Consider the following 17842-nt stretch of genomic DNA (forward strand, 5'->3'; position numbering starts at 1 on the left):
CGCGCTCAAGAGCGCACTGCGGCTTTGTAAATCCTCGACAGCGCTTGCGGCGAGAGCGAGGCGCGCCCCACCAGGGCACCATCGACATCCGGCATCGCAAACAGCGCTGCGGCGTTGTGCTCGCTGACGCTGCCGCCGTACAGCACGCTGATGTCGCCAGCTGCCACGGGGTCAGTTTCTGCGAGGCAAGCCCGGATAAACGCGTGTGCTGCCTGGGCCTCATCCGGCGTCGCGGCCGTACCGGTACCAATGGCCCAAACCGGCTCATAAGCCACCACCACATCACGCCAGCCCGGTATCTGAACCAGATGCCGCAATTGCCGGGAGAGAATGTGTTCGGTCAGTTGGTTGTCACGCTCTAGCCGGCTTTCACCAATGCACACTACCGGCGTGATACCGGCATCCAGGCATGCTTGCGCCTTGGCCGCCGTTAACTGATCGCATTCCAGATGATGCCGGCGCCGTTCTGAATGCCCGACGATGGCATAAGAACAACCGATCTCCGCCAGCATGCGTGCGGACCATTCGCCCGTCCGTTCGCCACCAGAAAGTTCGGCCACGTTCTGTGCACTCGTCGCCAGCTGCGTACCTTGTGCAAGTCGCCGTATTTCCCCGAGATAAGGCGCGGGTGGGCACAACACCAGCGCAACCTGAGGCACTACGACATCCGCCAGCACACTGACTGTTTCCAGACATAAATCCAGATCGCCATGCATCTTCCAGTTACCGACAACCAGCCGCTGGCGTGCGGGCTGGACCGGTAGCACATTGGCCGCCTTGTTCGGGCTTCTTGTGAAAGCCGACAGCGGTCCTTTTTTCATTTCAGCCATTTCCCTGTCCTGTTAGGGCCGTTAAAACGCTGCAAATGTCTATGCGATTGGCATACAAGCCAGCATCGCTGACCGGATCAGGCTGACGGTTGCGCAGGCAAACCGGATCGGGTCAACAAGCTGTAGTCGGGAAGAACAACCTCCCGGCCAGGCCGGGAGGTTGGGAGTGCGCCACCGCCACGGGGCAGCGCGAGTCGCTCTGAATTACTGGGAAGCCCAGGTAGAGCCGAACAGGTTGGATTGACCAATTGCCGGGAAGTCAACGAACGCGTTGCTGCAATCGACAACCTTGGATGGATCAACAGCCTGTGTAACCTGGCCATTCACCGTCACGTTGCTGGAGGTGCTGCCAAAGATCGGCAGGTTGACACCCTTGATGGTCAGGTTGGCATCCGACATGGCGCTCATGGTGACGGCCGTTGCATTGTCAGCGACCACGTTGTTCAACGTCATGGTCAGCGGCAGTTGTGCGTTGCCCGAGCCACCGGTGTTAGCGGCAAAACCTTGCAGCTTGGCGTTCGAGGTACCCATGATGCGCACGTTGTTCAGTGTGATGTCATGGAAGTTCGGGTCAAGGTACTTGGTGTACGTCACGCCATTCTGCAAGATGGTTGGCAGTGCCTTGGTGCTGTAGTACGGGGTAAACAGCAAGGCGTTTTGCGCGTTCTTGATACAAATATTGGTGTAGGTGATGTTGCTGACCTCACCGCCACGTGCATAGTCGGACTTGATACGCAGACCTTCTTCAGAACCCTCGAACGAGTTGTCATACACCTGTACGTTGGTTACGCCGGAGTTGGTTTCACTACCGATCGAAATGCCGTGACCCCAGTAGATGTGGTTGTGGGCGATGATGATGCCCCACTTGCGATCAGAACGAACGTCACGGTTACCATCGATGGCAAACAGGCTGTTACCCAGCGGGCCAACGTAAGTCGAACCTGGCGTCGGGTTGTTGCTGCCCTTCAGTGCAATGTCATCGTCGCCGGTGCTGACGTGGTTGAACACAAACACAAAGTTCTTCAGGTAGCCGTCAAAAGAGATCTTGCCGGTGCTGGAGGATGTGGCGGTCGAGGCGATGGTCGACGTGCCGCCACCGGTCGGTGTGGTCACCGTGTTGCTGCCGCCAGTCACCAGAGCGACTTGCGTTGCCTTGCTGGCCGAACCCGGATCAAACGCGTCGGTGTTCTTGACGTTGTCTTCAGTAAAGGTGGCACCGGTATACAGCGGGTTACCGTTACCAGCCGGGTTGGCAAAAGCAGCCAGCGTCGGGGTTTGTACCTTCACGCCCCAGATGGTCAGACCATCAATACCGCTCGGTACCACGTGGAAGTTGGCGCTGTTGTTCAGGGTAATGCGATACAGCGTCAGGTTCTTGGCGTAGTTGAACACCATCATGCGGAAGTTGGACTGCGAGCCCGCACCGGTCGTGCCGTTTTGCACCATGTTGCCGAGGTAAGCCAGATCCCACCAGGTCATGTTGCGGGCGGAGGACTTGGAATCCACGACCGTGCCGCCATTATCGCAAGAAGTGCCATCAACAGCCTGGCCGCCGGTGGCGTACTTGGCGTAGGTGTTGGAACACGTCATGTCTACTTTCATCAGCGGGTAAAGCTTGTTGGACGTGACGATTTCCGAGTAAGCACGACTATCAATACGACCATCACCCATCACGGCGGAGTTCACCATGTTGTTGCCGTTGATCAGGGCCAGACAGTTGCTGGAGCTACCGGCCTTGGTCGCGCTGACTGCGGTGTTGGCGCAATAGGTGCTCGTGCCGCCCAGATAGGTCATGACATCGCGTGAGGCGTAGAGCGTCACACCCTTGTCAATCCACAAGGTCACGCCCGACGGCAGAGTCAGCGGGCCGCTGATAAAGCCATTGGAGCCATCAGCCCCCTGGCTGACCACGAGGCGCACAGCAAACTTGGAAGCCTTGTAGGTCGGTTTGGCCAGTTCTTCACCGCTCGCACCGGCAATGTTCTGTGCCATTTGCGTGGTGGTATAGGCTTGCTTGGCGTAATCGTACTGACGCAGGGTCACTTGCGCATTGGCCAGGGTTTGCGCTGCAGTCGCTGCTGCATCGGCGGCCTGGATCTTGGCACCGACTTCTGCATCAACCGAGGCACCGCAAGCATTCAGTGCCGCCTGAATACGCGCCTGGTCAGGGTTGGAAGTAGTCGTTGCAACGCCAGCGCCCGAGCTGGACGGATCTGCTTCGGGTGGCAGCGAGCCATCAGGACGGCTGACAACCGGCACCTGCGCGGTACCCACGGTATTGGGCTGAGCGTACAACGTGGCACACACCTGGGCATCTGTCGGGAGCGTAGGCTCTGCCGGCAGATTGGCGTCATAGCTGACTGTGCCGACCTGGAACGGCTTGTCGGACGAATAGCTGTTGGCGTTGGCGTTATCACTGCCGCCACCACACGCGGTCATGGCAATAGCGGCCGCGGCCATTGCACAAGTCAGGGCCGCCGCCCCTTTCCAGCGCTGCATCAGCGCTCTGGATGCGTTCATTTTCATGATTTGACTTCTCCGGAACCGGGCTTTCGCTATCCGCAAATGCCCGTGGTTTCATCGTTGTTTTGGCCAAACACCGGCTGGCGAGCGGCAAGCCGCTCCCTGCGGTACGGAAAAACCGTACCGAGGGGTGTGCCACGGTGATTGCTTTCTGGCGCGTATGCGCCGGGAAATCAGAAGTGCGCGATCAGGCCGATACCAAATGCGCGCGGGCTATCACCCGGAGCCAGAAATGCGCTGGATGTACCCGAGTTATTGCTGTAAATCGGCGCCTGCCCCAGATTCACGCTTTGTTGGGATTTGTTATTGATATCGGTGTAATAAACGTAAGTGGACAAGTAATCATTAAACTTGTACATCGCACCCACCGACCATTGCGTGGCTTCGTAATCTTCCGGATTGGCAAAAGTGGCGTCATCCAGCTTGCCCAGCTTTGCGTAGCCAGCCATGAAAGAAATGTTTTCGCCAATATCCTGCGCAGCGGAAATCATCCAGCCATTCTGCTTCATTTTTCCAACGGTGGTGGACGGATACAGATTGGTGCCACTGGCCGGAGTGAATTGCGAATAACCATAATTGGCTACTTCATAGCCAACACCCACATAGGTTTTGGTCGGGAATTTGTATGAAGCAACAACTTTATAAAAATAGGTATCGGCGTTATTTACGGCACCGGTCTGAAAACCATAACCTGCGCTCAGATTATCCGTCAGCACACCAGTATTGGCCTGGCGATCATAACCCGCGCCAATTTCAAAACCGCCAATGCCGTATTTGGCCGCCAGCGAGTAGCGACCACGATTGCCACCACTGCTTTCGTTCTCGTCAAACCCGTACGATGCGGCAGCCTGAAAACCTGCCCACACTGGTGTGGTGTAATGCACAGAGTTCTTGTAACGGGCTTCGCCACGACTGAAGATACTGTTAGCGTTACCGGTCATCTGGGCTGAAGTATTGTTCAGCACATCAAGCCCGTGCGCGGTCAAACCCAGATTACCACCCAGTTCACCACCAGAGCCGACAAGGCTGCGATACGCCGAATCATTGTTACCGGCAATGAAACGACCAAAACGGGTGTCATCAATACCAACAAATGTATTGCGGGATTCCAGCGTAGCAGAGCTACCCTGGTCATTCACGCCACCATTTTCGAAGTTATTCAGACCGCCTTCCAGTTGCCAAATCCCCCTGGCGTATTGGTTAATACCAATGGACCCGGAAAATCCAAGACGGGAATTACCATCTGAAACACGACCGCGAGAGGAATAAGGTGTAACGCCACCTTCTGCCTGAACCGATTCAACCTGTCCATTCAAAAAACCATAAATCGTAGTTTGAATATCCAGATCTTTCATTGCCTGGCTCACATCGGCAAATGCCGGAGCACAGATGCAACTGAAAACCGATGCGCCAGCCAGCAGCATGGCTTTCATTCTGAAATTGCCACTTCTTTCCATAGTGAGACTCCCCGTTTTAAAACGCCGACTTGTTCGGCCTTGTAGTACTGCAATTCATCTGCAATTGTTTTTATCTGATTGCAGAATGCGGGCGAAAAAGGTCCCCTTCCGCCACGTTGGCGGAAAAAAGCAATACCAGGTATTCGTTTGGTTCAGACAGTCAGGCGCTTGGCTTATTACCTGCTTTCTGTCTACCGGGCCACGGGGCGACACCACCCGGACCCGGCTTCTGGCAAATCAATCAGGCAGTGGCGACGGCCCCAACCGGAGACTGCGTCACAATCACACGTTCGCGGGCCAGCAAGCAGACAATGATGGCTGCAACGATGTCAAAGAACGCCAACACCACAAACAGCGGGCTATAACCGATTTGCGTTACCAGCACACCAAACACCAGGGTGAACAATGTGGCACCGAGGTAACCGAACATGCCGCCCAGACCGGTCGCCGTAGCCACTTCGTTCTTGCCAAATACGTCAGAGGTAATGGCATACAGCGCGCCCGACAGAGTCTGGTGAGCAAAACCGCCAACACACAGCAGCGCGATCGCTGCGTAAGGACTGGCAACCAGGCCCACACAAGCCGGCCCGACCATGCACAGTGAGCCAGTCACCATGACCATCTTGCGGGAGGTGAACAGCGAAACTTTGCAGTACTTGTGATAGAGCGGGCTCAGATAACCACCCAGCACGCAGCCAATGTCAGCAGCCAGGAACGGCAGCCAGGCAAACAGGGCAATTTCTTTCAGGTTCATGTGGCGCTCAGTGGCCATGTACAGCGGAATCCAGGCATTGAAGGTTTGCCATGCCGGTTCAGACAGGAAACGCGGGATACCAATGGACCAGAAGTCACGGTTGCGCAGGATTTCTTTCCACGATGCCTTTTTGGTGCTGGCTTCGTTGTATTTGGCTTCCTGGCCGGCCAGGATGTAATCGCGCTCTTCGCCAGACAGCTTGTTCTGGTCTTTGGGGTGCTTGTACAGCCACATCCACAGACCAGTCCACACGAGGCCCAGACCACCGACGATCAGAAAGCCCCACTCCCAGCTACCGTGCAGGATGGACCAGACCACCAGCGGCGGCGCACACAATGCACCAATGGAAGAACCAATGTTGAACCAGCCAATGGCAACCGAGCGCTCTTTGGCCGGGAACCATTCCGTGGTGGCTTTGACGCCGGCAGGAATACCGGCCGCTTCACTTAGCCCCAACAGGCCACGCATGAAAGCCAGGCTTTGCCAGCCGGTAGCCATGGCAGCGCCAGCGCAGGCAACAGACCAGGCCAGAGCAAAAATGGCGAAGCCCATTTTTGTGCCGATGGTATCGAGCACGTAACCAGCAACCGGCTGCATGAAGGCATAACAGATCTGCCAGGAAACCACGATCCAGGAGTATTCCTTGGCGGTGAAATGCATCTCCTCCATCATGGTTGGCGCAGCAACGGAAAGCGTATTGCGCGCCAGGTAATTCACGATCAGCCCCGCGGTGACCAGACCCACCATCCACCAGCGCATGCCTTTGATTTTATTCATGACGTATCCTTCAACCACTTGATTGATAAGCCAGCCACTCCGTTCTGGCTTAATGGCCAGTTCCGGACTCCAGCGCGGCTGGATTTAACCGGGTCGTTCGGGTGATGACGTTCTGCCGCCAAAACCATCGACCTCTGCAAATTGAATTCAAACCATCAACATCAGATACGGCAGTATTTACTGCCCGTATACACCAACCATTCAAGATGAACTTGCCCCTTTGTATTGCAATCCGGGTTGGGTCCTGTCAGCGCATGGCACTGTTCTTTCACGGCTTTTTTGTGCAACGCACCAGATTCGTGCGGTTTTGCACTGCATTGGTGATATATCAGAATGCTGCGCCTAATATATCAGTGTGACAAGCGCTTTGTAGGTACCCTGGATCAAACTACATTTACCCTGAAAGTGGCTAAAAATGGGGAAACCCAAGGCGGATGCGGGTCTGCAGGAAGAAATTGCCAAGTGAGCTGTTACAGTTTTTTTGCGATATATCAAAAAATGGACTGCAACCTTTAGGCGACACCCCAGTCGACCAGACGGCCGGCTATACGGTGGTAGACGGTCGGCATTTGAAGCCGTTGCGGGCGGCTCAATCATGCTAAAACGGATGCAGCACAGCGCTTTATATTGCGGTGCCGCAAATCATGCTGTCGATGATCTCAATCCAGTGCACAACGGGTATTGCCGTACCGTTCTGCAAGTGCGTCAGACAGCCAATATTGGCCGTGGCGACACAAGCTGCACCGGTTTTGACGAGCGCACGACATTTATCGTCACGCAGCGTACGAGCCAGCTCAGGTTGAAACAGGGAGTACGTCCCCGCTGAGCCACAACACAAATGCGCGTCCGCGGGCTGCCTGGCACTGATGCCAAATGCAGCCAGAATGCCCTCCACCTTGCCGCGAAGTTGAAGCCCATGTTGTAGCGTGCAGGGCGGATGAAACGCCACGCTGGCAGGGGGCGGATAGTGCGCATCCCTTGCCAGACGCTGGGCCAGCGGTTCAATCACTTCAGAAATATCCAGGCTCAGGGCAGAGACACGCTCAGCTTTTTGCGCATACCGCACGTCACTGCGCAAACGATGCCCGTATTCTTTCAGTGCCACGCCACAGCCGGAGGCGTTGCTGACTATGGCTTCTGCGCCCTCTTCAATCAGTGGCCACCAGGCGTCAATATTGCGGCGCGCATCATCCAGCGATAGTGCGTCAAAATCCATGTGCTGCCGCAGCGCTCCGCAGCAACGTGCGCCAGACGAGCGCATGGTCTGAATGCCTGCTTTATCCAGCACGCGCGCCGTGGCCCGATTGATATTGGGTGCCAGGGCCGGTTGCACACAGCCTTGCAACAGAATGATCTTGCGGGGATGCCGGGTACGCGGCCATACCCCGCCGGCGGGACGCCGGGCCGGAATATGATCAGCCAATGCTGCCGGCAGCGCGGGCTGCAAGGCCTGCCCCAGACGCAGCACAGGTGTAAACAGAATACCGTTGTGCAAAAACGCGGCTAGCGCCCTGCGCATTGCGTGCTCTGTCAACGTACGTGGATTGCGCTTGAGCACCATGCGCCGTCCGGTTTCCAGCAAACGCCCGTATTGCACGCCTGCCGGGCAGGTGGTCTCGCAATTGCGGCAAGTTAAACAGCGATCCAGATGCGTGCGGGTATCTGCGCTGGTAGCGTGACCTTCCAGCATTTGTTTGATCAGATAGATGCGTCCGCGCGGGCCATCCAGTTCGTCCCCCAAGATTTGATAGGTGGGGCATGTAGCATTGCAAAAGCCGCAATGCACACATTTGCGCAAAATGGCCTCGGCTTCCTCGCCTTCTGGCGTATCGCGCACGATTTGTTGCAGACGAGTTTGCATGATGGGCGAGTGTTCCCGTCAGCACCGGGGATCAATGCGGTGTGGGTTAAAGATGCCGGAGGGATCGAACACCGCTTTAAGCCGCCGCTGCAGTGTGGCCATCGGGCCAGGGAGTGACGAAAAGGCACACACGCCCTCTTCTGCGTCTACCGCATGCCGGAACAACGTGGCATGCCCGCCAGCCAGATCGGCGATCCGGCGGATCTCGGTTGCTGGCTCGTGTGTTCGCCACCAGCGCTGGCCGCCACCCCATTCCAGCCATTGCGCCCCTTCCAGCGCCAGCGCCGGCGTCGTTGGGGGAACAGCGACACGCCAAAGCGCGGCACCGTACTCATCCTGGGTTTGTGACGTAAAGAAAGCATGCGTGTGCTCTCGCAGGGCGTGCCAATAAGCTTGCGCCGTATCGTCTGCGACAAAATCGCCCCCCAGTTGCGCCACGGCCGCTTCAACACCCGCATGACTACCGGACAACCGCAACATCAGTTCGCCCTCGTGCCAGGCAGAGGCACTCATCGGAATCGCTTTTCCGGCCCAGTGATTCAGTGTTTCGATGGCCTGGTTTTCATCCATCACAAAACGTAGTGAGCGCGTGGTCACTGCCACGGGCAGCAAGCGCAACGAGACCTCCAGCACCAGCCCCAGAGTACCGAGGGAACCGGCCATCAAGCGCGCCACATCGTAACCGGCTACATTCTTCATGACCTGGCCACCAAAACGCATGATTTCGCCGCGCCCGTTCATCACCGTGACACCCAGTACAAAATCGCGGATCGCCCCCGCATACGCGCGGCGTGGCCCGGCTAGCCCAGCTACCACACAGCCACCCAGTGTCGCATCGGGGCCAAAATGCGGCGGTTCGAAAGGCAGCATCTGCCCGCATTCCGCTACCGTGGACTCAATTTCGGCCAACGGCGTACCGCAACAGGCAGTGATAACCAGCTCCGCTGGATCGTAAGCCACCACGCCTGCATATTCACGGGTATCCAGCACCTGCCCGGCTACAGGATTGCCATACCAGCTTTTGGTATCGCCGCCGCGGATGCGCAACGCCGTGCCACTGGCAGCGGACATCAAAACCTGATCACGCAGGCGGTCAAGGACAGGCGTGGATGGCGCCGGATTTACCCCCATCAGAACCTCTCGATCCCGGGAAACGGCAAACGCCCGCCGCTGACGTGCATGTGGCCATATTCTGCGCAGCGCGCATGCGTCGGAATGCCCTTGTCGGCATTCAGCAAACCAGCAGGGTCAAAAGCGCGCTTGATCGCGAGAAATGTATCCCGTTCAGCTGGCGTGAATTGCACACACATTGAATCCAGCTTCTCAATACCTACGCCATGTTCGCCGGTAATGGTGCCGCCAAGCTCCACACAGCGCTCCAGAATATCGGCACCAAAGTCCTCAGCACGGTGAAATTGCTCGGGATCATTCCCGTCAAACAAGATCAGCGGGTGCAGGTTGCCATCGCCGGCATGAAATACATTCAGGCATTGCAGGCCGTAGACGTCTTCCATGCCCTGAATGCGTTTGAGCAGCTTGCCAATGGCCCGGCGCGGAATACTGCCATCCATGCAAAAGTAATCTGGTGCAAGCCGCCCCGCCGCTGGCAAAGCATTCTTGCGCCCCGACCACCACTTGAGTCGCTCGGCTTCGTTGGCAGACACCCGGACATCACGAACGTCATGCTGCTGCAGCACAGTGCAGATACGTGCCACCTCTTCGGCAACTTCCTCACGGTTACCATCCGCCTCACACAGCAGGATGGCGGCAGCCTCAAGATCATAGCCAGCGTGGACAAACGACTCGACCGCAGCAATAGCTGCTTTGTCCATCATCTCCAGCCCGGCTGGAATAATGCCCTCGCCGATGATGGCCGCGACCGCATCGCCAGCGGTTTCGACATCGTCAAACGAAGCCAGCACCAGTCGTGCCATGGCTGGTTTTGGAATCAACCGCACAGTAATTTCGGTCACGACGGCAAACATGCCCTCACTGCCGATCAGTAGCGCCAGCAAATCCAGCCCGGGCATATCTGGCGCCAGCGACCCGAACTCCAGCATTTCGCCGTCCATACTCAGCGCACGCACCCGCTGGATGTTGTGCACGGTCAGCCCGTATTTCAGGCAATGCAACCCGCCCGCGTTTTCAGCGACGTTGCCACCGATAGTGCAGGCAATTTGCGAAGATGGGTCAGGCGCATAGCACAAATCAAACGGTGCAGCCGCTTCTGAAATGCGGATATTGCGCACACCGGGCTGCACCGTGGCTGTACGCGCCAGCGGATCAATGTTGATGATCTGGTTCAATCGTGCCAGTGATAGCACCAGGCTGTTGGGCATGGGCGTCGCCCCTCCGGACAAACTGGTGCCGCCACCGCGCGGCACCACCGGTACGCCGAGACGGCGGCACACGCGTAACACGCCTTGAACCTGCGACGCGTCCACAGGCAATGCCACCACCAGCGGCAATTGCCGGTATACCGGCAGCGCGTCTGTTTCATAAGGCGCCAGACTCTCATCGCTGGTCAGTAGCTGACACGCAGGCACAGCAGCGCGCAGCGCTTCAATAAGGCGCTCTTTTAACTGCCCGCTCGCCGTAGTGGGCGTGCCGTCGTGCTTGCCACTTTCCAACATCACAAGGCCGCTTGATAGTTAGAGCGTAATACGCGTACCCAGGACATCCAGAAACTGCGCCAGCCACGCAGGGTGTGCAGGCCAGGCGGGCGCGGTTACAAGGTTGCGATCCCGGTGCGCAGCCGTGATCTCGACCTCTTCATATTTGCCCCCCGCCAGCCGTACTTCAGGTGCGCAGGCCGGATACGCAGAACAGCTGCGTCCTTCGAGTACCCCGGCTGCGGCCAGCAGTTGTGCGCCGTGGCAGATTGCCGCGATGGGTTTGTCGGTTTTGGCAAAATGGCGCACGGCCTCCAGCACCGCCTGATTCAGCCGGATATATTCGGGCGCGCGCCCACCGGGAATCAACAAGGCATCATACGAAGCCGCATTGATTTCACTGAAAGTGGCGTTGAGGGTGAAATTGTGACCCCGCTTCTCGCTGTATGTCTGATCACCTTCAAAATCATGGATAGCGGTACGGATCTGCTCGCCGGATTTCTTGCCCGGGCATACCACGTCAAGCGTGTGACCCACCATCGATAGCGCTTGAAATGGCACCATCAGCTCATAGTCTTCAACGTAGTCGCCCGCCAGAACCAGAATCTTTTTTGCACCCATGATGACTCTCCGCAGAATCGCACCGACGGCAAACGCCGCTGCTCTGGCTTCAAGCTAGTACACAAACCGCGCCCTCGCCGCATGGCCGCTTTTTGCCCAGTCTGGTTATCAGAACCGGATAAAAACGGGCTCCTGCCCAAGCCCCTCCTCACACACTTCCTTCAACCAGCAAGCATGACGCTTGAATCTGCCTCTCTACCCCTCCATCTACAACAGATACGGCAAGTTCGGCTTGTCAGTGCTGACGTTTACGGAGTGAATTCATGCGTCGTCGTTTGCTGTTTGCAAGTAGTGTGGTTGCACTGCTGCATATCTATATTGGTTTGCGCTTGCTGCCGGCTTTGCCGTTTGGGCCGGCAGTCATCACGGCCGGCGTTGTCTGGTTGGTGCTCTCCACCTTGTTACTGCCGCTAGGACTGATTGCGCGCGGTATTTCCAGCCAGCCGCTCTCTGATCGGCTGGCATGGGTCGGCCTCCTGGCCATGGGCCTGTTCTCGTCGTTGTTTGTGCTCACGCTCCTGCGTGAACCGGTGTTATTGATTGGCTATCTGGCATTGCCGCTTACGCAGTTTGCTGCGCTGAAAAGCGCATCTGCGGTGGTTGTCCCGGTACTGGCCTTACTGGCCAGCGCGATTGGCTTCGCCAATGCCCGCCGCCGCGCCCGCGTGGTTCACGTAGATGTACCGCTGGATAACCTGCCTGCCGCACTTAACGGGTTCACGATTGTGCAGATCAGCGATATCCACGTTGGCCCAACCATTAAACGTCGCTATCTGGATGCCATCGTCAACAAAGTGAACGCGCTCCAGCCCGATGTCATTGCGGTAACCGGTGATCTGGTCGATGGGAGCGTCGCGGATCTCTCCCCCCACACGGCGCCGCTGGCCCGCTTGCAAGCACGCTATGGTGCTTACTTTGTGACCGGCAATCATGAGTATTACTCGGGCGCAGATGAGTGGACCGCTGAGCTGCGGCGTCTGGGCATCAACGTGTTGATCAACGAACACGTGGTGCTGGATCACGACGGTGCACCACTGGTACTGGCAGGGGTCACCGACTACACGGCGCATCATTTCAATGCTGATCAGCGCAGCGATCCACAAGCTGCGCTGGCCGGCGCGCCAGAGAATGCCGGCGCGCGCGTATTACTGGCGCATCAGCCCCGGTCAGCCGTCGCTGCGGATGAAGCCGGGTTCGACCTCCAATTGTCCGGTCACACACACGGCGGGCAATTCTGGCCGTGGAATCTGTTTGTGCGCTTTCAACAACCCTTTACAGCGGGCCTGAACCGCTTGAACCGGTTATGGGTCTATACCAGCCGTGGCACGGGTTACTGGGGCCCACCCAAGCGTTTTGGCGCCCCATCCGAGATCACACGGGTGCGACTGGTATCGGCAACCTGAAGCTGTTTGAAGACGTATGACTGTGCAGTGGCCACCTCCGGGTGGCCACATGCATTTATGGCCATCCGTCTGCTGACTTTCATGCAATTTGACCGTTTTTCAGGGCGTTCTGGCCCTTGGGGACAAACGGTCTTGCGATGCGGTATCACTCCTGCCAGAGTAGCGCCCCCATGCGATTTGCATAGAAAAATAACCAGATCGAACCCATCCGGTTCAGATCCTTCCAGCTCAATTTGAATTACGCGTACCAGACGGAGAGACACATGAAGGTGCACAAGTCACTTGTGCTTGCACTCCTGCTCGCCTGCGGCAGCAGCATGGTGATGGCGGCCAAGGGGCCGGCCATCCGCATTGGCATCGACACGGCCTACCCGCCGTTTGCTTCCAAGAATGCAGCCGGCAAGCTGCAGGGTCTGGATATCGATATCCTCAACGCAGTCTGCAAAAAGCTTGATGCCCAGTGCAGCTGGGTAGAAACCCCTTTCGACAAACTGATCAGCGGTCTGTTGACGGCACGCTTTGATCTGATTGGTTCTTCGCTCAACATTACCGAAGAACGGGCCAAAAGCATTACGTTTACAGACCCGATGTACAGCGTGCCGGTCCAGCTGGTAGCAGCCAGGGGCAGTAACCTGCAACCCACTCCTGCGGCCTTGAAGGCCAAACGCGTGGGCGTGCTGAAGGATTCGGTGTCAGATGCCTGGGCCAAAGCCCATCTTGAACCGTATGGCGTGACGCTGGTGCAGTATCCAACCCAGGACAAGGTTTACCTGGATTTGATCTCTGGCAAGATCGATGCCTCGTTACAGGATTCTCAGGCGGCTTATACCGGCTTTCTGAAAACGGCGTTCGGAAACGGCTATAGCTTTGCCGGCGGCCCGCTGCAGGATAACGCGCTGTTCGGCACCGGCATGGGTCTGGGTTTGCGCAAGAGCGACACCGCCCTGCATCAGCAGATCAACGACGCGCTCAAGGCACTCAAGGCTGACGGCACGCTGGATCGCATTGCGCATCAATATACCCAGATCACCGTTATCAAGACTGCAACAGCCAGGTAAACCGGCATCGTTTGCAGTACACGGTGCGGGTCAGTTGCCCGCACCGTTTTCATTGCTTTTCTTCTCTGTGCTTCGGTTTCTTTTCTAGCTGATATTCCTGGCAATCTTTGGCTATAAAACCTGAAGATGCACAGGAGACACCAGCATGAACTGGTATGTAGCCGTATTACAGAACTACACCGGCTTTACCGGGCGCGCCCGGCGCAAGGAATTCTGGATGTTTGCGCTGTGCAATCTGATCATCAACCTGATCTTGCGCGTAGCGGACCATTTGTTTGGTTTTTTCATCCTCACGCCTGAGGGCAGTATCGGCATCCTCGGCACCATCTACGGGTTGGCTGTATTGATCCCGTCTCTGGCCGTGGCCGTCAGGCGCCTGCACGACGGCGACCATACCGGCTGGTGGCTATTCATGGTGTTGCTGCCGATTGTGGGCAGCATTATCTTGCTGGTTTTCATGCTGCAACAAAGTTCACCGGGCACCAATCGTTTCGGCCCCTCCCCCCGGCTGGACTTTGATGAACCAGAACCGCCAATCCCGCCATTTCATCATCATCAACATTAATCGGGTGCGATCCATGATTGTTGATTGCCGCACTCTTTGCGTCTTATATTATATTTTTTTATATAATATAATTTTACATATTGAAGATAACCTGAACAACATGCCGGCATGACCCCACCCTCTCACGAGGCCATGCGCAAGGGCGCGCTGGCCGCTACGGCCACGCTGCGCGCGCTGGCAAACCCTGATCGTCTACTGTTGCTGTGCATGCTCAGCCAGGGCGAAAAATCCGTCAGCGAACTGGAAAGCCTGCTCGACCTGCATCAGCCTTCGCTCTCGCAACAGCTGGGCGTATTGCGGCAGGAAAACCTGGTCAGCACCCGACGGGAAGGCAAGCAGATGTACTACAGCGTCGCGGACGACCGCGTTCTCACCTTGCTAGGCACGCTCTATACCCTTTACTGCCCTACTACGATGGATTGAACGAGTACTCACAACATGACCATAGACTGGCTTCATTTTTCACCATGGTCTGCCCTTGCGGGCGGTGCATTGATCGGGCTGGCTGCGGGCGGATTATTCTTGCTCAATGGCCGAATCGCAGGCATTAGCGGCATCCTTGGCGGGATGTTCTTTAACAAACCGGAACGCACCAATACCTGGCGCTGGGCCTTTGTTGCCGGATTGATTCTGGCACCGTGGTTATGGCGCGGATTCGGGGTACTGCCGGGAATCCAGATCAATGCATCAAGCGTCTTGCTGGTCATAGCAGGATTGCTGGTCGGACTGGGCACGCGGCTGGGTTCAGGCTGTACCAGTGGGCATGGCGTATGCGGGTTGTCGCGTTTGTCTGCCCGCTCGCTCGTGGCCACGCTCGTTTTCATGGCCGTCGGTTTCGTGACCGTCTGGTTGTTCCAGCATGGATTGCATTAAGCGCGGAGAAACATCATGAGCATTTTGTTTGCCGCGCTAAGCGGACTGGTTTTCGGGCTAGGGCTGATTTTGTCCGGTATGGCCAACCCGGCCAAGGTGACCGGGTTTCTTGATCTGGCGGGCTTGTGGGATCCATCCCTCGCGTTGGTCATGGGAGGCGCAATTGCCGTCGCGTTGCCCTTGTTCCGGCTGGCCCGCAAGCGAACGCAGGCCGTTACGGGTGATCCATTCCAGTGGCCCCGGAAAACCCACATCGACAAGCCACTACTATTGGGCGCGTTGATCTTTGGTGCGGGCTGGGGATTAGCGGGCATTTGTCCGGGACCTGCACTGGTTCTGGTGGGGGCAGGTATCCCCCAGGGCATCGCGTTTACTGTCGCGATGCTGGCCGGCATGTCTTTGTATGAGCTCTTTGCCCACCGGATTACCCGGACATGACGCTGGCCTTGATCCTGGGCGTGCTGGTCGGTGCCGTGCTGGGGCTGACCGGTGCCGGTGGCGGCATTCTGGCGGTGCCAGCCCTTGTGAACGGTCTCGGCTGGACAGTTCATGAAGCTGCGCCGGTGGCCCTCATTGCGGTGGCCAGTGGTGCCACGGTGGGTGCGCTGGAAGGGTTCCGGCATGGGTTGGTGCGCTACCGGGCAGCACTACTGATTGCGCTTTGCGCCATGCCCATGACTTTTGTCGGTAGCTGGCTGGCGGTGCGCGTATCCGCACATTGGCTGGCAGGTCTATTTGGTTGCGTAATGCTGATCGTCGCGTGGCGTGCCTGGAGCAATGCATCCCGCCAACGGGATCAACCGCAGCATGCTGCTCGCTGCCAGGTCGACCCGGTGACGGGACGACTGATCTGGACCCCGCTCACCCTGTTGCTAGTGGCGCAGGTTGGCGTGCTGACGGGCTTGCTCACGGGGCTTTTGGGCGTGGGCGGCGGCTTTGTCATCGTCCCCGCGTTGCGGCGGCTTACCAACCTGCCGCTGCAGTCGATTGTCGCGACCTCCCTGCTCGTGATTGCACTGACTGGCATCTCCGGGGTGCTTTCAACGCTGATACACGGCGGCCAACTGCCAACGGCCGTGTTATGGCCCTTTCTGGGCGCACTGGTTCTGGGCATGGTACCAGGGAGGATTCTTGCGGCGCGGCTGTCCGGATGGATGATCCAGCGCGGCTTTGCATTGATGGTCTTGCTGGTGGCCGGCAGCATGCTCTGGCGTGCCACCGGCCTGTGAACGCGTCAAACTGTTCAGTTCAATTCTTGGTCCAGATAGAACTTCACGCCTTTACCGGTGAGTTCCGGCGCCAGGTTGCCCTTGGCATCCAGTTGATACATCCACACACCCGGCATGACTTCCGCTTCGGCCTTGCCCGCGCTCTTTGAGGCATCCACTGCGAACTGGCTCAACACGTAGCCACGCGCGAGAAAGCTATCCAGGCCTTCCTGGGTCTCAAAGACAAATATCACGCTGTAGGTTTTGATGCCCAAACCCCAACCGGAGGGTGAGTGGAACATGCGCATGTAGGTTCTCTTGTCAGAACCGGGTTTTTGCACCACGCCTGTACCAAAACCGCCCGGCAGCAAAATGCCCATCCCGCCATTGGTAAACGCGGCATAACCCGCGCTCTGGTCAATCTTTGCTTTTGCATCTGGATCGGCTTTCTCAAGCTTGTCGATCAAATCACGTGCGTTCAGATCCACAGTGTGGCGCTTTTCGAGCACATTTGATCCCGTCGTAGCCTGCGCCGGGCCTGACAAACCCAGCGCGACCAGCAGCACGGCAACCCAGCGCACACATCCCGACATCCTGCTTTTCATCCCTTACTCCCAGCCCTCGGGCCATGCAATCAAGGTTCAATCACGCAGACCGGCCTGAGACAGCCGGTCCGCGTTGACTCAAGACACTGCTTGCCGTTACTTGGCAGCTGGCGTCACAGAGATCGCCAGGGCGTCGGTGACCACGGCGACCACCTGATCACCTTTCTTCACTTGGTGCATGACATCCGGATCGTCCACCTCTACATCCACTACGCGACCTTTCGGACCCTTGACGCGGATCGTGTTGTGTTTCTTGTCCACGCTGATCACGTTGGCCACGATGGTCTGACGACGAGCCACTGCCCCGCCCGGTTGTTCACCCTTGGCCGCAGAGGTCGACGCGGTGCTTTCGACGTCCGCGCGAATACCTGCTCCACCTTTCTTGAGCGCCAACGCGATAGCACGACGGTATTCAGCGTTGACGCGGTCGCCCACTTTCAGCGCATCAAAGTTTTTGGCATCAGGGCCAACCGTCAGATCAAACACATTGCCACGGTCGCCCTTGATGGTCACGACACGGTTTTCCTTGTCGATGGCGGTAATCGTGCCCGAACCATGAATCGAGGCTTCACCGGCCTTGACCGCTTTGATCTCAGGCTGGGATGCGGTATCGGCTGCATAAACGCCGAAGCTCAGGGTCATTGTGGCCAGCGCCACGGCGGTCAGGAGCATACGTTTTTTCATGAAAGACAATC

At 57.4% G+C, this 17842-nt stretch carries 17 protein-coding genes; 7 read left to right on the forward strand and 10 right to left on the reverse strand.

The window, feature by feature from the left end; genetic code table 11:
- Positions 1-5 precede the first annotated feature (5 nt).
- The 8 genes from tpiA to IEX44_RS02275 form a co-directional block, all read right to left on the reverse strand.
- A complete protein-coding gene (gene tpiA / locus IEX44_RS02240) occupies positions 6-830 on the reverse strand; it encodes a triose-phosphate isomerase (RefSeq protein ID WP_229678692.1) in 825 nt (274 codons plus the stop codon).
- 204 nt (positions 831-1034) lie between these two features.
- A complete protein-coding gene (locus IEX44_RS02245) occupies positions 1035-3356 on the reverse strand; it encodes a glycoside hydrolase family 28 protein (RefSeq protein WP_229678693.1) in 2322 nt (773 codons plus the stop codon).
- Positions 3357-3526: 170 nt separating this feature from the next.
- The gene (locus tag IEX44_RS02250; RefSeq protein WP_188688275.1) at positions 3527-4810 is read right to left on the reverse strand and encodes a porin; all 1284 of its coding nucleotides are present in this window, start codon (positions 4808-4810) and stop codon (positions 3527-3529) included.
- Between the two features lie 241 nt (positions 4811-5051).
- Positions 5052-6341, reverse strand: coding sequence for an MFS transporter (locus IEX44_RS02255; RefSeq protein ID WP_188688277.1), 1290 nt, complete (start codon positions 6339-6341; stop codon positions 5052-5054).
- Positions 6342-6963: 622 nt separating this feature from the next.
- A complete protein-coding gene (glcF, locus tag IEX44_RS02260) occupies positions 6964-8202 on the reverse strand; it encodes a glycolate oxidase subunit GlcF (RefSeq protein ID WP_188688278.1) in 1239 nt (412 codons plus the stop codon).
- Between the two features lie 18 nt (positions 8203-8220).
- Complete coding sequence (glcE, locus tag IEX44_RS02265) at positions 8221-9333, reverse strand: glycolate oxidase subunit GlcE (RefSeq protein WP_188688280.1); 1113 nt, start codon at positions 9331-9333, stop codon at positions 8221-8223.
- Positions 9333-10835: an FAD-linked oxidase C-terminal domain-containing protein gene (locus IEX44_RS02270; RefSeq protein WP_188690349.1), complete on the reverse strand. Its 1503-nt coding sequence runs from the start codon at positions 10833-10835 to the stop codon at positions 9333-9335. The genes glcE and IEX44_RS02270 overlap by 1 nt, the downstream gene beginning before the upstream one ends.
- Positions 10836-10853: 18 nt before the next feature.
- Positions 10854-11435 (reverse strand): DJ-1/PfpI family protein, encoded by a 582-nt coding sequence (locus IEX44_RS02275; protein ID WP_188688282.1) that lies wholly within the window; start codon positions 11433-11435, stop codon positions 10854-10856.
- Between the two features lie 263 nt (positions 11436-11698).
- Here IEX44_RS02275 and IEX44_RS02280 point away from each other — a divergent pair, with 263 nt between their 5' ends.
- The 7 genes from IEX44_RS02280 (at position 11699) to IEX44_RS02310 (ending at position 16563) form a co-directional block, all read left to right on the forward strand.
- Complete coding sequence (locus tag IEX44_RS02280; RefSeq protein WP_188688284.1) at positions 11699-12838, forward strand: metallophosphoesterase; 1140 nt, start codon at positions 11699-11701, stop codon at positions 12836-12838.
- 263 nt (positions 12839-13101) lie between these two features.
- The gene (locus IEX44_RS02285; protein ID WP_188688285.1) at positions 13102-13896 is read left to right on the forward strand and encodes a transporter substrate-binding domain-containing protein; all 795 of its coding nucleotides are present in this window, start codon (positions 13102-13104) and stop codon (positions 13894-13896) included.
- A 145-nt stretch (positions 13897-14041) separates the two neighbouring features.
- Positions 14042-14461 (forward strand): DUF805 domain-containing protein, encoded by a 420-nt coding sequence (locus IEX44_RS02290; RefSeq protein ID WP_188688287.1) that lies wholly within the window; start codon positions 14042-14044, stop codon positions 14459-14461.
- 108 nt (positions 14462-14569) lie between these two features.
- Positions 14570-14884 (forward strand): ArsR/SmtB family transcription factor, encoded by a 315-nt coding sequence (locus tag IEX44_RS02295; RefSeq protein ID WP_188688289.1) that lies wholly within the window; start codon positions 14570-14572, stop codon positions 14882-14884.
- Positions 14885-14899: 15 nt separating this feature from the next.
- Positions 14900-15334, forward strand: a complete 435-nt coding sequence (locus IEX44_RS02300; RefSeq protein WP_188688291.1) for a YeeE/YedE family protein — start codon at positions 14900-14902, stop codon at positions 15332-15334.
- A 15-nt stretch (positions 15335-15349) separates the two neighbouring features.
- Positions 15350-15772 (forward strand): DUF6691 family protein, encoded by a 423-nt coding sequence (locus IEX44_RS02305; RefSeq protein WP_188688293.1) that lies wholly within the window; start codon positions 15350-15352, stop codon positions 15770-15772.
- The gene (locus IEX44_RS02310) at positions 15769-16563 is read left to right on the forward strand and encodes a sulfite exporter TauE/SafE family protein (RefSeq protein WP_188688295.1); all 795 of its coding nucleotides are present in this window, start codon (positions 15769-15771) and stop codon (positions 16561-16563) included. The genes IEX44_RS02305 and IEX44_RS02310 overlap by 4 nt, the downstream gene beginning before the upstream one ends.
- Positions 16564-16577: 14 nt before the next feature.
- Here IEX44_RS02310 and IEX44_RS02315 read toward each other — a convergent pair whose 3' ends face one another.
- On the reverse strand, positions 16578-17147 hold the full coding sequence (locus IEX44_RS02315; protein WP_229678694.1) for a lipid-binding SYLF domain-containing protein: 570 nt from the start codon (positions 17145-17147) through the stop codon (positions 16578-16580).
- A gap of 96 nt (positions 17148-17243) precedes the next feature.
- Positions 17244-17831: a hypothetical protein gene (locus tag IEX44_RS02320; protein WP_188688299.1), complete on the reverse strand. Its 588-nt coding sequence runs from the start codon at positions 17829-17831 to the stop codon at positions 17244-17246.
- Positions 17832-17842: the final 11 nt, after the last annotated feature.

It is taken from the genome of Silvimonas amylolytica (assembly GCF_014645555.1).
GTDB lineage: Bacteria > Pseudomonadota > Gammaproteobacteria > Burkholderiales > Chitinibacteraceae > Silvimonas > Silvimonas amylolytica.